Here is a 16,485-nt window from a genome sequence, read left to right as displayed (position 1 = left end):
AATATTTTCACCATAAGAATATAAATAGAATAATTCTATAAGTGGTATTCAGGATTAGATTGTGAAAAACTTCGTTAAGTAAAGTTTTTCAGTATAGTTAATAACCTTATTGAATAAAGAAGGCGTATATCTTATGGTATATGCCTTTTTATTTGATAAATATTCATTTGGGGAATATATACATAAAATTATATTGTATAAAATAATTTTTATGTACAATAGAGCTAGCAAAAAAAACACATCATTATCTGTAATTTTTTAAGAATTATAATTTTATATCACACGGCTGTCCATGCTTCATCTTTGTAAGTGAGAAATTTTATATCTCATCATATTTGTAAACGGAAATTTTTTCATTTATTCCATTTATCAAATATACCTTGGGGAATTCTGTTATTTAGGAATGAGCTTTTGATGATGTCGCATCAAAATCCTGTTTAAACTTATATTAGGATGAGATTAACTCTTTGGATAAACTTCGGGTTTAAGAATATTACATAGTTCAATAAGAGATATCGCGGTTGAAATTATATTGCGAGATGATTTGTAGTTTTAAAAAATAATGAAAGGCGATACAATAAAAAGTTCTTGGAAAGTATTCTCTAGTAAGTCATAAAATATTTTACAAAAATTTCTATTTTTCATCTTGATAATCAATATTTCGTCGTCCTTATCTAATATCAACTATTCTAGCATATCTATCATAATAGTTATTTTAAGACAGAGAAAAAGAGAAGAATACAAGTCTAATTGTGTTAGAGGCTAACTTTCAGAGACTATGAGCTGCATTTTTAACATATTAAACTTTGATCAAGTGATTTGAAAAAAGCTTGTTAACTATCTCTGTCTTTGTGCTTGTTATTAAAATGTTAGAAAATAAAAGAGGTATTAAGATTGTTATATATACACAAAATGAATGAACAAGCAGAATGTTAGAACCATTATTTAGATTAATCAGGTTGAGCAGTTTAAACCTATTGATCTAACTGATATTTGCATGTGAAGGGACTAACAAATAAGTGGGAGAGAGAAATATAGAAGTGCGTAAAAACGCTATAGAACAATATTTCGCATCTAGGAAATTTGTACCTCCTTTATCCTGTTTATAGTATAATAAGAAAAAAACTTTAGTCTCTTATATTAGATAGCTTGGTTTTTAAACTAAGCTATCTCTAATACATGAAAGGCTATACAATAGAAACTCTGCAACCTATACTAGAAATGTTGCAGGGGAGGAATTTAAATAGTTTTACATTACAGATTCTATATCAATATTTAAGATAAATACCAGTTGACTTTTAGACAAAATTGAATGATTTGGGCAATGAAATGAACACTTATTTCCTGTTTTCTATATAAATTACTTTTAACCATCATTATTTGCCCCTTTGATACACTTTTTAACCTTAACCTATAATATAACAGTAGTTGTTGGAACAAATCCGGAAGGTAGGAAAGAAATGAAAAAAGATAAGTGGATGTTTTCAGTTAATAAAATAATATTTTTTGTAATATCAGTAATCTTTATAGGCATCTTGCAGGCTTGTTATTTTAATAATGTCCATGAGAGTTTTCTAATTAAAGTTCTAACTATTAGGCAAAAAGAGAGTGATAGCCTGATAAATACAATATGGCAAGTTCAAGCAGGTGTAACTACCTTAACAATTGCAATATTGGCTTTAATAGTAGGATTAAACAAAGAAAAAAGATATGGTATCAAAATCTTACAACACGTATTAATAGCTAAACCAAAATTCCTTAAATATCACGATGTGATAGTTTTGAGTATTATCTTGTTATTTGTTAATTATTTCTTCGTAGCATATGGAGCACTTTCTTCTGTGGTTTTTATATTTTTTATAGGTACTGTATTAATAGTCAATATGGTTTATACAAGTATTAAGGTAGTTTTGTTTGATGAAAAGGTTGATTCTGAACTTAAAGATTACATACTTAATCAATGTCGTATAGGTATTGAAGAAGAAAACAGGCAATTGAAAGAAGAGGAAAAATAAAAATGGAAAAGGAATTGCAAAATTTATTTTCACACACTATAGAAAGCATTCAAAAAAATGAGCTTGATAAATTGGATGAGAACATTGAAATTTTCAGGTTAATATATGAACAAATATTAAGAAATAGTAAAAATCCTGAAAAGTCAAATGTTCAAAAAGATTGGACTAGATATATAAATAAACTTGGTGAAAAGTTATTAGATGTGGATTTATTAGATAAAACAATTGATATGATTAACTCAATATTTAATATTAGTAACAAATATAAAAAACACAATTTAGATTTGGACTCAATATTATATAAATTTTTAAGAATAATAAAGGAAATGGATAATCCTAATAAAATAAGAGATCTTTCTTTTCAGTCTATATTATATAATATGCTGAAAAACACTGGAAATTATAATGGTTATTATCAAGACAATGATGTTCCAAGTTATTTCGCAAGATATTACTACAATATTTTACATAACAGGCACCTTACTGAAGAAGAAAAGGAAGAAATTATTAGAAGTCTCATTAATGAATGTGTATTTTTCCCGTTTTATTCAGAAATAAAGCAGGATGAAATTAAAATAAAGCTTGTTGAAAAGATAGTCCTATATGTGTTAAAAGCAATGATAGATCAAGGGGATGTTAGTAGAATTAATTTTTTTACGAAAAAATTAAAGAGTCAATCTTATTCCTCAAAAGAACTAGATTTGAAAAAGGTGTTTTTAACTACGTCGATATATCTCTACTATCTAGGCTTAAAAGAGAATTTTTCAACTGAGAAAAAACAAAAGTATAAAAATTTGTTACTAGAACTTAGTTTGAATTTACAATCTCTAATGGATTATGAAGTTGAGAGTTCTTGGGTATATTATAAAGAAATTAAAAATGAGTTAAGTAAGTGGGAACAATTTGTAGATGAAGACAATGCTAAATGGCTTATGATGAACTCGGTAGTTAGAGAGTTTTTCTTATTCTTAACCGCTACTGAGGTTTCGTATAACATCAAAAATTTTGATGAACATGTATCAAATGAAGATGAACTTTTTACAATGCTAAGCAGTTTATTAAACGATAATAATCTAAAAGAGGGAGTATTAGAAGATTACCGTAAATTTAAAAGTGTATTTGGGTATTCAAGCCAACAGGACAAGGATAAAGATGAGCTTAGTTTATTGAAGGAATATTTATTAGCGAGATATAAGAATATTCATATTAGTAAAGTTAGACAGGAATCAAAGAAAATAGAATCCAAATCGAATAAATCGCAATATCTGTATAAACATTTAAAAGGGAATGCAGAAGATATTAGCTTTCTTAAAGGTTTAAACAAAGAAATAAATAGTGATTTAAAAAAGATTACTATTTTAAAAGGTGCATATCCTACATCCTATTTTTTAGAAGATGAACAGCAGATGAAATTATTTGATAATATATTTGTTAGAAGGTTAACAAATTTTTTACTCCAAAGTATTGAAGCAAGTGGATTTATAAAAGAAGATATTAGGTTTAGAGAGACTAAAAAAATTGAGAAGTTTTTCAATTTAGTAAAAGAGGTTGAAAAGGATAATGATTTTTCTATAAATTCTCTGATTGACGGATTAACTAGTAATTCTAGTTTTTTCTATACTGAAGAAGAGGGGAAAATTAAAATATTTAATAACTATCTTGAGAGCCTGGAGTTTTTAGAGAAAAGCAAAGAACCGGTAATTGTTGGTTTAGATAAGCAATTAAATAGCTGCAAAATAGGTAATGTTAATGTACAGATACGAGGTCTTGAAAATGAAGAAGTAGAGAGATTACTAGCTACATTTATAACTAATGATAATCAATATAAGATTGATATTGTAAATGATATAGCTGTTTTCTTTGAAAAAGAGGAAGCTATAGAATACGTTTTACTAGGCTATAAAGTTATAGAAATTGAACTGGAAATAAGTTTAAATCTCACAGCAGGATCAGGATTTATACTTAAATTGAACGTTTAAAAAGTGGAATTTGAAGCTGTTTGTGATGCTACTAAGAAAGAGGTCTAGCTAAGAGATATAAAGTCATACATTTTCCATATGTTTGAATTTATTTAGAGCTTAAACTATACTGATAATAAACCAGAGGGAAAGCAAAGAAAACGATTTATCTGTGATTTGCTAAAACAAACAGCTTTCCCTCAAATTAACGGTGGACCAACTCTTAAAATAATGTTATACTGTATCAAATAGGATTTATATAAGCAATGAGGTGCATTTTATGGCTACGGCTATTTCGTTTTTTTCTGGCGCCGGAGGACTAGATATAGGCCTTCAAGAAGCTGGATTTGATATTAAACTCTCTGTTGAAATAGAGAAAGTGTATTGTGAAACTTTAAGAATGAATCATCCTGGGTTAAATATAATTCAAGGTGATATAATGAAATTTAATAAAACTAAAGTCTATAAGGCAGCTGGTTTATCCCCCTCTAATACTGTTGATTTAATGGTAGGAGGAAGTCCTTGTCAAAGTTTTAGTACAGCGGGAAAACGTCAAGCATTTTCAGATCCTCGAGGACAAGCAATGCTGCATTTTGCGGATTTAGTTACAGAAATAAGACCTCAGGCTTTTTTACTAGAGAATGTTAAGGGACTTCTCTCTGCTGCTTTAAAACATCGGCCGCTGAATCAGAGAGGAAAAGATTTTCCTCCCCTTGAATCAGAGGAACAAGCAGGGAGTGCTGTTTCTTATTTGTTAAGACGCTTTAAAGGTTATCATATTGAGTACAGACTAATAAATTCTGCAGACTATGGAGTTCCACAAAAACGAGAGCGTGTTTTCTTTGTAGGAATCAGAAAAGATTTAAGAAGAAGAATTCATAGATTCCCTATACAAACTCACTCTAAAGATGGCCTACATGGCACAGAAAAATGGGTACCAGTAAGTGAAGTACTTTGGAAATTAACAGAAATAGAACATCACCATATGAATTATTCAAAAGACCGTTTGAAATATATGAAGATGATTCCTTCTGGTGGTGGAAACTGGCGCGACTTACCAGTTGATGTAGTAAGAGAAGCTATGGGTGGTGCTTTCGAAAGTGGAGGAGGAAAAGTAGGATTCTTCAGACGAATTCACCATGATCGTCCGTCACCAACATTGTTAACATCCCCAGTGCAAAAAAGTACAAATATTGGACATCCATTTGAAGATCGTCCTTTAAGTATTGAGGAATATTTGGCTATTCAAGAGTTTCCCCGAGGATATAAAGTAGCAGGAAGTCTAGCTCAACAGTACACACAAATTGGTAATGCAGTGCCTGTTAAATTAGGAAAAATAATTGGTAATTCTATCTTAAAGGCAATTGTTACTAAGAAAGATAAATATAACAAGGCTAGATACCGTTCAAAAAAACACAAGGGTTTAAAAAAGACTGTGGGAAGACGCAGTTTCGGATTAAAACTAAAGAAAATATCTTATTTAGAAAAAAATAATTCTAAAAAAATAGAAATGGTGAAAGCATAGGAAAAAACCTATGCTTTTTTGCTTTTCTGTGAAATAATTAACTTGTCAGTTAAATGTTTACAGGGGGAAGTTTGATGGAAGAATTAAGTTTAATTATTGAAGAACTTTTAAATGACTTTTATAAGAGGAGAATTGAAAAGATTAGTAAGCTAGAACTAAAAAACACATTAGCTCGTAAAAACCCTTACTTATATAAGGCTGTAGGTGTGGAAAAGGCCTCAGATATCGTAAGTGAAATATTAACAGCCTATATGTCCAGCAGTGACGAGGGGATTTTTGGAGATGCCTTCTTCGAACCACTCGCAGAAAGGATTGGAAAGGGACATGTAGCAGAAACAGAAGGTGTAGACGTAATTGTTGAAGATGAGCATGTTTATAAAGCATTTGCAGTTAAAAGTGGAACCAATGTTTTTAATGCTGATAGTAGAAAAAAACAAGCGGACAACTTTAACTCTCTAAGAAAAAGAGTAGCTAAAAGAAAGAAATTTTTTGATGCTATTGTTGGGTATGGCTATGGGAGGAAAGAAACTGCAATAAATAAACAGGGATTTAGAGAAGTTGCAGGACAAGCTTTCTGGGAAGAACTAACTGGAGATTCAGAATTTTATTTGAAAATTATTTCTGTAATGGGAGATAGACCTCAGCAACATCTCGTTGAATACCGGAAAGCTTTTGATGCTGCAGTTAATAGGTTTACAAAAGAGTTTATTAATGATTTCTGTAACGAGGACGGTGCAATTAATTGGGAGAAAATAGTTAAATTCAATAGTGGAAGAGCATGCAAACAATTAATTGTAACACCAATTTCAAAGACAATGGATATTCACGAAGAACTTCAGTTATCCGTCAAAGCCTTTATGTTTGATGAAGAGGAAGTTGATATGACACAATCACCTGAGGTTGATTATTTAATTAAAAGTGGAGAGGAATTTATAAATGTTGATGAATATGGAATAGTACAAGTAAAAGAGAATGCAATAGGAGGAACTATTGCTAAGATTATAATTTTTTGCTTGGGGAAATCAAGAACTGTAACTATTAAAGTAAAGAAAGCGAAAAGAAATTTGTTTGATTCTTAATAAGGATTTTTAAAAAATTATTTCTGTGATTAAGTAACTAACAACCCTCATAAAATTATTACAGTAAATAAATAACAGTACTGATTATAAGGCACAAGCTTATGATCAGTACTGTTTGTTTATATATTATAATATTATAATATTATTAATTTATAAAATATTATTAAGTGAATTAATTTCTGTTTTTATAATAGTAACCTTCCATAATCATTAAAGACTTGTATTCGATATGAATGGGAGACCAATTATTGAATATAGAACCTTAGCTTATCCACATACTTAGATAAAGGGATTGTTAATATAAAGGCATAAGGATCTCTCTCTTCTTAATAGTATCTTGAAAGGAAAGTAAAATAGTGTTAAATTTATCATAGGTTAATTTACCTATATTTTATTTTGGAGGAAAATATATGATGAAAAGCTTTGTGAAATATTTCAATGAAGAAAAAGGATATGGATACATATCTGGTGAAAATGTTGGTTTCGAAGATGATATTAAGATGCATTCTAGTAACATTAAAAGTGGAGAAACTATTAAAGTAGGAGACACTGTAAAATTTGAAATTTATGAAAATCAATATGGAATGAATGCTAAAAATATAGTTTTAGTAGAAAGAAATGAAGTTCGACATAATACAGAAGATAAACCTTATTGGTACAAGGATGGTGAAGAAAAGGAGAGGGAGTTTATAGATGAAATTACTCCTCTTATTGATAGAAAACTTATCATTCACCCGGAAAAGAAATATAACAAATCTTATATTGATTTACTGAATACTGAAACAGGTGAGTTAGCAGATTTAAAATCTCAAAGAGAACCTTTTTTTACTATTAATTCTAGAGACAACAGATATGACCCTAGATTTACAGTAACATTCAATAGAAAAGATTATGAAAGCTACCTTGAAAAATATCCAAAAGCTGTTATTTATTTCTGGGTACGTTGGGAAAGTTTAAAGTTCAGAGATATATCTGTTGAACCTTTAGAAGGAGTTTGGGAAATTCCTTTCTCTGAAATTAAAAATTTAGTAGAGTCTGATCAATTATATTTGCATCCCTACGTAAATAGAAAAGACGATGTATTAAATGCACGAGATAGTTATGCGTTAGATCTCAGAATGTTTAATAGTTATCTATTATGGAAAAGAGATAATTAAGTTAAGAGTTTTACGGTCATTAAAAATGTAGGTCTAAGGATAAATAAATTAGATATCTTATCTAACTAATAAAAAGAAAAGAACACTAACAAACTTTTAAAATAACTTATCCAGTTTGTGATTACGAAACTCCAGGTATGCTATCTGGGGTTTCATGATTATATGTAATACAATTTTTTATGTTAGATCATGTGTAACTTGTAATAATATAAAGGCTATTATATTTGGTTTATTTACAACAACTTAATTATATAAATGGTTTTATAGAAGGACAAATTACAAACAAAATTAAGGCACACATACAAGAAGGAGCTTTGTCTATGGGAACAGTTAAAAAAAATACTGTTGACTATACACTTTGGAATAATACTTTGTGCGAATACTTTTTTTCTGAAGATAATCAAAATAGAACCATGTATCTTCATGTAAATGATGATCTAATTATAGAGTTAGGTGAGAAGTTACGATTAAAGAAAGAAAATAGTCTAAAATCTTTTTGTGAAAGCGTTATCAGTTATGCCAGAAGTGATATAAATAGAATTTTTGAGGTTGCTTATATATATGGGAGAAGGTGGTTTAGCCAAGGTATGATAGGTTTTCCACCATTTTTATCAGTTTTAGCAGTAACGGTACTTGCAGCTAGTAAGATGAATACAGATTTAGAAGAAGGAATTCATGGTAATAATTATTATCGGCGTTTACGAGATCTTATACAATTAGAAGGAAGCGGTAAGCCAAGAGGCTTTGAGAAATGTAATGAACTTTGGGAGATGCTTGTAAAATGGCAAAAAAAATTTAAGGGTAAATATGGTTATTTTAATATATTTAAATTTGGAACAGAGTATATTGGATATGCAAGATCTCAATGTTTAATTAGAGACAACGAAAGAGAATTACTCTACGACTTTTTTTATTGGGCAGGCTTAAAACCAATGGACTCTATAACCGCTAAGCATCTTGAAGAACAACTAGAAATGTACTTATATAATAAAAGTAACCGTTTATCCAGATTCTTTTTTAGTAATGAATTGAAAGTTAAGGAATCATTAATAAACCTCCTACTCTTTGAGTTAGAAAAATGGGACGGAACAGTTGAGCCACTTCATAACAAGACACTGGGAGGATCTTGGGAGAACCGAGTAAGGTCATACAACCTTTTTCTGAAGGTAGATGTTGAAGGAACGCTACAAAGGAAAGTGAATTTGAGTTTATTTGGAATTATAGAACACCTGAATAAGGGTGACATTAACTATACAACTTTAGATGGATGTGAGGTTTTAGAAGGAGCTATTAAACGTAACGTTAGTTTTACAAGTATTAGTAGTGATTTTAATTTTGAGTCCGAAAATCTAGGGATACGAGCTACATTCAAAGCAATGGGTACATATATATTGCGGAATGGTTTGGATAAAGGGATTAATGGATGGATAGAGAGGGATGACATACAGTTAAGTCAAAACCATCTTATTCTTACAAGAAACTCTAAAAGTATAGAGAGATGGTTAAAATTAAATCATTATAAATTTAAGGAAGTTAAATTTACTAATCAGCCAAACACTTGGTTTTTCTACGTATTCAATCCTGAAGAAAAAATCCCGATAAATGTAAATATGATAGGCAGAGAATTTAATGTTATAAAAGAAAAGGATAAAATCATATTTAACGGCGGACTAAAGATCCAAAATGATGAATGGTTGTTTGAATATCCCCCTAATTTAATTGTGCAATCTAAAAGGGGAAGTACTATTTTTCTAAATGGGAGTCCATTGTTGTCTACTTTGGAGAACACAATTAGCTTAGATCTTAGAGAATTATATATTAAAAAACCTACAATTTATGAATTTGCAGTCAATACTACGAAGAGTAAATGTCTTCTTAGAAACGATTATAAAAACAGACTATCATTTGATTATTTTACTCCAGAAAAATATGTGGGTAAAAACAGAAACCCAAATATTATGGGCACGTATATATATGAAAATTTAGAGCAATATCCTCCTTTAATTGAGTATAAAGGAAGAGAAAGAGCTAATTTGTCATCGGATGGAAAAATATTTGATGTTCCTTTGAATAAATCGATCGAGGCACCCCCTTTCAAATCTGGAAGAGACTATAAAAAGCTCGACCTTGATTTAGTAGGCTATGCTCAGGGATTGGAAAGAAAGATAGATATCTTATTTGAATACCTGTCTATTAGACAGATGGGAAATTGGAAGGTGTTCTTAGAAGCTGTAAAATTAATATTTGGTGAAGATAACTATCATCTGACCGCTTATAAAATTAGAAAGAATTTGACTTCATTAGGGTTAGTTGAATTTGGGAGAAATCCTTTTAGTAAAAGCTACAATTGGAAAGTCGTACCTCCATCTGCTGCCATTATTCCTTGTGAAACTCCAATGGTTTATCTAACTGGAGGTAGGACGAGAACGTTTTTAGGTGATATTAAGAATCAAGTACCTGTAAATACAGAGATGCTTATGTCCATTCCTAAGAGCGATTTTGAACCTCTATCTATAATTTTCATAGATAAAATTAATAATAATATGGATTGTTTAGGAGAGTTTTTAGATTCAATTAATATAAGGTTTAATATTGATGAGGATTATTTTGCTCATGATCTACTTAAATGTTTGCCCAGTTTGTCAGGGATGATCCACACTCTAGAGACCAGAGAAAGACAGAGATTTAACAAAGAATGGAAAGTATCTTCTTGGGATCTGAGGTTTCATAGATGGATCAATGGAGAAATAGGTAAAATAAATAAGTATGAAAATCTGTTTGGTCAAGAGAGATGTTTTCTCTTAGTGAATTCTACACAAGAGATAGAGATAGATAAGGAATTAGGAAAGCTTTATTATGCTTCCAAATATAAACCAGCGTTAAGCATATTTAAATATAGCAATTATATACTTGAGGTTAGAAAAGAGTATCACTTACCTGATCTCTATGAAAGAGTTCTTGCATCTTGTATAGGACAGTGTCCAGTTATTGAGAGAGGCTATAGAATATATAGAAATGTACCATATGATATCGCGTTGATCGTTTCTGTAAGACTGGGGTTTAACCTTAACTATTTGAAGAGAGGTAGAATAAATGAATGATGTTTATAACATATTTAATAGTTTGTTAGATACGTTTATTAAATACATGGATAGTCCCTTTGCACTCGGTCATAAGAAATTAACTGAAGAAAGGGAAGAGTTATTGAGAAAAACAGGAAATATATATCAATTTCCTTATATTGAAGCACTGCCATCTTATATTTCATCAAATTATAATGTTACTCAGATGTGTGAGGAAATAGATTGGGACAGCGATTTTGGTCAATTTGCTGGAAAAGGTTTATTTCATCCTGATCATAAATTACATTTACACCAATACGAAGCTTTTACGCAAGTTTTAAAGCAAAAAAAGAATGTGGTGGTTACTTCTGGAACGGGATCGGGAAAAACAGAAAGTTTTCTTTTACCTTTAATTGCATCTATTTTAGAAGAAGCTAAAAAATGGAATGACTCTGAAAAAGTATCAGATATCAATGTATGGGACACGTCTAATCAATGGCATAGTAAGCGTGAAGGTGAAAAGAGGACAGCGGCGGTAAGAGGGTTAATATTATATCCATTAAATGCGTTGGTTGAAGATCAATTGGTACGCTTAAGAAAAGCATTGGACAGTGATTCTGCCCGAGGCTGGCTAAAAGAAAATAGAGGAGGCAACCAAATTTATTTTGGTAGGTATACAGGGAAAACTCCGGTTGCAGGCCATCCAAATGGTAATAAAGTGAAGAAGATGAAGGAATTTATTCGAGATTGTTATAAGAAGCAGGAGGGACTTAAAGATTACTTTGGGGATTTAATAACTTCTTTGAATGATAATCTTTCTTTTGAAGTCAAAAGAAAGATTACACTAGAATTACAAGAGGAGCTAGGTTTAGATTATCTTAACAATGAACCATGGGATAATGAAAAACTACAAGCAATTAAAGAACAATTACAAATAAGGTTAGGAGAAAAATTAGCTTTTATATCGCAAACTAATGGTGCAGAACTTATATCAAGATGGGATATGCAAGAATATCCCCCGGACATATTAATTACTAACTTCAGTATGCTTAATATAATACTTACCAGAAGCATTGAACAAAATATATTTGAGAAAACAAAAGATTGGTTACAAGAAGATTCATCAAATGTCTTCTATCTTGTATTGGATGAGCTTCATACATATCGTGGAACAGCAGGAACTGAAGTATCCTATGTAATTAAATCTCTCTTAAACCGCTTGGGACTTACTCCAGATAGTCCTCAACTTAGAATATTAGCTACATCTGCTTCATTAGATGAAACTGGAAAACAGTTTTTAGAGGACTTTTTCGGAGTTCCTATTGACAAGTTTGAAATTATAAATGGAGAACGCCAGTCAGAAAGTATCTACCCTGAGGAAATTCATTTTAACTCTCTTAAAAGAGAATTTGCAGAATACTATGTAAAAAGTAAAGAAGACTTTACTGAAGCTGCAAAAATGCTGTGTGAATCGTTTAGAAAACCGTTTTCTTCAGAGGCTTTGGAAGAATCTTTGTATAATCTTTTATATGAAACAGGAGCAATGCACGCATTTATTAAATATACTAAAAAGCCGGTTTCGATACTAGAGTTGAGCAAACGCATGTTTGGAACAGTAGAAAATATTGAAACAGTAGCAGGTTTACTACATGCAATTATTAATTCACGTAAAAATGATCAAGTGGTTGTACCTATCCGTGCACATCTTTTCTTTAGGAACTTTCAAGGGCTCTGGGCTTGTACAAATAAGAGCTGTACCGAGGTTGATCCAAGGTTTCAGTTTAAGGATCGTACTGTGGGGAAACTCTATTCGCAACCAAAAATACAATGTAATTGCGGTTCTAAAGTGCTAGATCTTTATTATTGTCAGAATTGTGGAGATTTATTTTTAGGTGGGTATAAGTCTGTGAATCAAGATGGACTCAAGCATAGTTATCATCTAAGTGCAGAATATGATGATTTAGAGAAACTACCAGACAAGTTGCCGCCTGTAAAAAGATATGGACATTATGCTTTGTTCTGGCCATCTTTAAATATTGATGAGGATATTAAAAAGAAGTGGAAGAGGAAGTTGGATTATCCGGATCAAGACAAAAAACTAACATTTGAATGGATAAAAGGAACATATGATCATAAGCTAGGAAAGCTTACTGTTGATAATTTTGAGAATTCAAATGCTTATGTATATATGGTTACAGGAGATGAAGAACGGAAAAATAGGATGCCTGCATTTCCAATTCGTTGCCCCCATTGTGCAGATGATTGGGAGATAAGTGGTAGGTTTGTAAAAGATGAACCATTAGAAAGTATAAAACGAACCCGTTCACCTATTAGAGGGCAACGCACTGGCTTTGATACGATTGCTCAAATTATGCTTGATGCATTAATGAGGGAACTACCCGAGAATGAAAAACCAAAAGCTGTACTATTTTCGGATAGTAGACAAGATGCAGCAAAACTTTCAGCTAAAATTGAAATGAACCATTATTATCATTTACTTCGTCATATTGTAGTAAAAGCTTTAAATGGGAAAAACCATTCTGTTCGTATATTTTTAAAGAAGTTAAGGAATGAACTGCTTAGTCCTCAGGAAGAAGAAATTGCAGAATTATTTTGGAATGAGGAATACGATAAAGCTATGTTGTTAGACTCATATCTTTCTAATCGTAGGTTGCCTCCACATAAGCTGGAAGAAGCAGCAAAAATCATAGATAATATTAACAGACCTGTACGTTTAGGAGATCTATGGTGGGATATTGAGAAGGCATTTATAAAGTTAGGGATGAATTCTGCTGGTCCAGAAAAAGGGGTTATGCTTGAGAAAAATACACATTGGAAAGATCTCTACGATTGGTCTAACCTTGAAAATCCAACCCGTATAGAGCTTAATCCTAATAATGAAAATGAAAAAGTTCTACGTAGCAAAATAGAGGAGATGCTGAGGGAAAATGTAATTGTCAATGTTTTATTCTCACAGAGGAAAAGAGATTTAGAATCTTTAGCTATAGCTAGGTTGACTATAGATATTGATAAAGACTTCAAAGATTATTTGGGGATTAGTGGGAAAGAATGGAGACAGCTTGTGGACAGTTCAATAAGGATACTAGGTGGAATGAGAAGATATGAGGAAAATGAACGGAGAAGCCATCAAGCTGATCCACCAGCTAAACTAAAGGATTATTGGAAGGCTGTAGCGAGGTCTTATACTATAAATGAAATAGACTTTGTTAATTATGCCAATGAAATATTCAACAATTTTAAGAGTATTAATGGATATAAGATCCAGTCAGATGACATATATCTAATCCCTGCTGACAGCTATATATATACTTGCGTAAAGTGTAACAGACACCATTTACATCCATCTTGTAATGTATGCACAGACTGCTATGCAAGACTTGAACGGAAACAAATAACTGAATTGGAAATTAATGATTACTACAGGTTCCTATCACAAGAGCCAAGTGCGTATAGAAGATTTCACTCAGAGGAAATGACAGGTCAAACTGATGCGAACGATGCATCTAAAAGACAACAACTTTTTCAGGGGATATTTGATGAAACTGATGTACCACTTGTAGATGAAATTGATATCCTTAGTGTAACAACAACTATGGAAGCCGGCGTAGACATAGGTTCACTGAAAATTGTAGCTATGTCAAACATGCCTCCCCAACGCTTTAACTATCAGCAACGTGTAGGTCGATGTGGGCGACGTGGATCTCCTTTGTCCGTAAGTTTAACATTATGTAGAGGCAGAAGTCATGACGACTGGTATTTCCATAACCTTGACAAGATGACAGGCGACCCTTCACCACAACCATACATTGATTTGAAGTCAAGTAAGATATTTAAACGTGTGGTTCTAAAAGAGATGCTTTTTTATGCTTTCCGAGATACAGAATTGGCTTTAGAAACTAGTGGTGGAGAGAGCGTTCATGGTGAGTTTGGGCTAAAACGTGACTGGGAAAATATAAAAGATAGGGTTGATCATTACTTTAAGTCTGAAAAAGGTATCTTAAGGTTGGAAGATACAATTAAAACTTTAGCTTTCAACTCACACTTGATAGCTAAGGAAGTTATAGAAATAAGACAAAGTTTCTTTAACAGAAAAATTATTGAACAGATCTCAGATATTGCCAAGGATTCTAAATATTCTTCAAATGCACTAAGCGAGAACTTAGCAACGGCAGGACTTTTACCTATGTTCGGGTTTCCAACAAGAACTCGAAAATTCCATCATGGGGAGAAAAAGTATGGTATGAGGGCTGCAAAGTTAGATACTGCTACAGTTGATAGGGATTTAGAAATAGCTATTAGTGAGTATTCTCCTGGATCTGAGATTATTAAAGATAAGGTAAAACATAAAGCTGTTGGAATAGCTCATTATTGGGTTCAAGGAAATGATATTATTCCTGAAGAAAATCCGCTAGGAAAAATTAAGACAATTGCTTTCTGCAAGAATTGTCATATTCTTTATGATAATGAAGAACAATTTCCATCACATTGTCCTTCATGTAAGAGTCAGCTTAATGATGGGAACGGAGGCTCATTTGCTACTTTACCAATTGCTGAACCACAGGGATTTCGAAGTGATTGGATAGAAAGAGATTACAGAGAAGACTTTGAATGGTCTTCTAGAAGCTCTATTCCACGTTTAGCAGACAGTATTAAGGACAGTCTAGAGGAGGCTACTGTAAATAATACTAAATACAAAGTCCAAGAAGGAAATGTATATTCATTAAACGATAATAACAGTGAATTATTTACTTTTGTGAAAGCAAAAAATAACTTTGAGGGCTGGATTGAGAAAAAGTACACAAATTTAGATGACTATAAGCCTGCGTTAACTGATAAAGAGGTAACTGTAGCTCTTGCTTCAATCAAGAATACTGAGGTACTTGTTTTAGAACCAAGTCATGTGAGTGAATATGTTAATTTAAATCCAATGTATTTAGGCGTACGTGCTGGTTTAATTTCTTTTGGTTATTTAATAAGAAGGGTTGCAGCTACTCTAATGGACATTGATGCACAAGAAATTCAAGTGGGTATTAGGTCAAAAGTAAATAAGGGGAATACAATAGGGCAGGTTTTTATAGCTGATCAACTTATAAACGGGGCAGGTTATGTAAAATATTTAGGACGTGCAAGTATCTTGCAGAATATAGTGAACGACATGGGAAATGACTTGTCTTTTATGCCGAATTTAAAAACACATGATTGTGATTCATCTTGCTATACATGTCTTAGAGGGTATGAGAACATGGCGTTTCACGGTTTGTTAGATTGGAGACTTGCATTAGATGTTGCTGGTATATTAAATGACTCATCTTTTATCCCTGAATTAGATAACAAATGGAAAGACTTGATTGTTAGAGCGTTAAGTACTTTAACATCAAATTATGCTGGTGAGGGATTAAAAGCAATGTGGCATGAAGGTATTCCTATTATCGAGATGTCAAATAATACTTGTGTTATATTGAGACATCCATTGTGGGCTAAAGAAGATAATGGTTTATTATTGCCAAGAATGAAGCGGGCTGTGGAGAAATATAGTATGGAAAACTATACTGTGCTAACAGACTATGATATTTTTGATCTAATACGCAGACCAAGCTGGCTAATTCAAGATATAGCTAATAAAATAAATGACGCTGATCCATTTAATTTGTTGATTTAAAAAATAATT

General features: G+C 31.7%; 7 protein-coding genes. All 7 read left to right on the top strand.

Translation table 11 applies throughout. The features are described from left to right. Positions 1 to 1,460: 1,460 nt before the first annotated feature. Positions 1,461 to 2,015 carry a hypothetical protein gene (locus tag ACNHOZ_RS07955; protein ID WP_168760915.1) on the top strand — a complete coding sequence of 185 codons (555 nt, stop codon included), beginning with the start codon at positions 1,461 to 1,463 and terminating at the stop codon, positions 2,013 to 2,015. Positions 2,016 to 2,017: 2 nt separating this feature from the next. Next, positions 2,018 to 3,994 carry a hypothetical protein gene (locus ACNHOZ_RS07950; RefSeq protein ID WP_168760914.1) on the top strand — a complete coding sequence of 659 codons (1,977 nt, stop codon included), beginning with the start codon at positions 2,018 to 2,020 and terminating at the stop codon, positions 3,992 to 3,994. Between the two features lie 259 nt (positions 3,995 to 4,253). Continuing rightward, positions 4,254 to 5,498, top strand: a complete 1,245-nt coding sequence (locus tag ACNHOZ_RS07945) for a DNA cytosine methyltransferase (protein ID WP_168760913.1) — start codon at positions 4,254 to 4,256, stop codon at positions 5,496 to 5,498. A gap of 74 nt (positions 5,499 to 5,572) precedes the next feature. Next, on the top strand, positions 5,573 to 6,577 hold the full coding sequence (locus tag ACNHOZ_RS07940; RefSeq protein WP_168760912.1) for a PmeII family type II restriction endonuclease: 1,005 nt from the start codon (positions 5,573 to 5,575) through the stop codon (positions 6,575 to 6,577). A 410-nt stretch (positions 6,578 to 6,987) separates the two neighbouring features. Further along, complete coding sequence (locus tag ACNHOZ_RS07935) at positions 6,988 to 7,734, top strand: cold-shock protein (protein ID WP_168760911.1); 747 nt, start codon at positions 6,988 to 6,990, stop codon at positions 7,732 to 7,734. A gap of 320 nt (positions 7,735 to 8,054) precedes the next feature. Continuing rightward, positions 8,055 to 10,835: a hypothetical protein gene (locus ACNHOZ_RS07930; RefSeq protein WP_168760910.1), complete on the top strand. Its 2,781-nt coding sequence runs from the start codon at positions 8,055 to 8,057 to the stop codon at positions 10,833 to 10,835. Next, positions 10,828 to 16,476 (top strand): DEAD/DEAH box helicase, encoded by a 5,649-nt coding sequence (locus ACNHOZ_RS07925; protein WP_168760909.1) that lies wholly within the window; start codon positions 10,828 to 10,830, stop codon positions 16,474 to 16,476. Before ACNHOZ_RS07930 ends, ACNHOZ_RS07925 begins: the two co-directional genes overlap by 8 nt. The last annotated feature ends 9 nt before the right edge of the window (positions 16,477 to 16,485 follow it).

The organism is Priestia sp. D51, from assembly GCF_053345675.1.
The sequence above is the reverse complement of the archived record's forward strand: the minus strand, read 5'-3'. Positions and strand labels throughout refer to the sequence as shown.

Coding starts and splice junctions, on each gene's coding strand:
- ACNHOZ_RS07955 (WP_168760915.1), top strand. CDS start 1,461: ATGAAAAAAGATAAGTGGATGTTTTCAGTTAATAAAATAATATTTTTT.
- ACNHOZ_RS07950 (WP_168760914.1), top strand. CDS start 2,018: ATGGAAAAGGAATTGCAAAATTTATTTTCACACACTATAGAAAGCATT.
- ACNHOZ_RS07945 (WP_168760913.1), top strand. CDS start 4,254: ATGGCTACGGCTATTTCGTTTTTTTCTGGCGCCGGAGGACTAGATATA.
- ACNHOZ_RS07940 (WP_168760912.1), top strand. CDS start 5,573: ATGGAAGAATTAAGTTTAATTATTGAAGAACTTTTAAATGACTTTTAT.
- ACNHOZ_RS07935 (WP_168760911.1), top strand. CDS start 6,988: ATGATGAAAAGCTTTGTGAAATATTTCAATGAAGAAAAAGGATATGGA.
- ACNHOZ_RS07930 (WP_168760910.1), top strand. CDS start 8,055: ATGGGAACAGTTAAAAAAAATACTGTTGACTATACACTTTGGAATAAT.
- ACNHOZ_RS07925 (WP_168760909.1), top strand. CDS start 10,828: ATGAATGATGTTTATAACATATTTAATAGTTTGTTAGATACGTTTATT.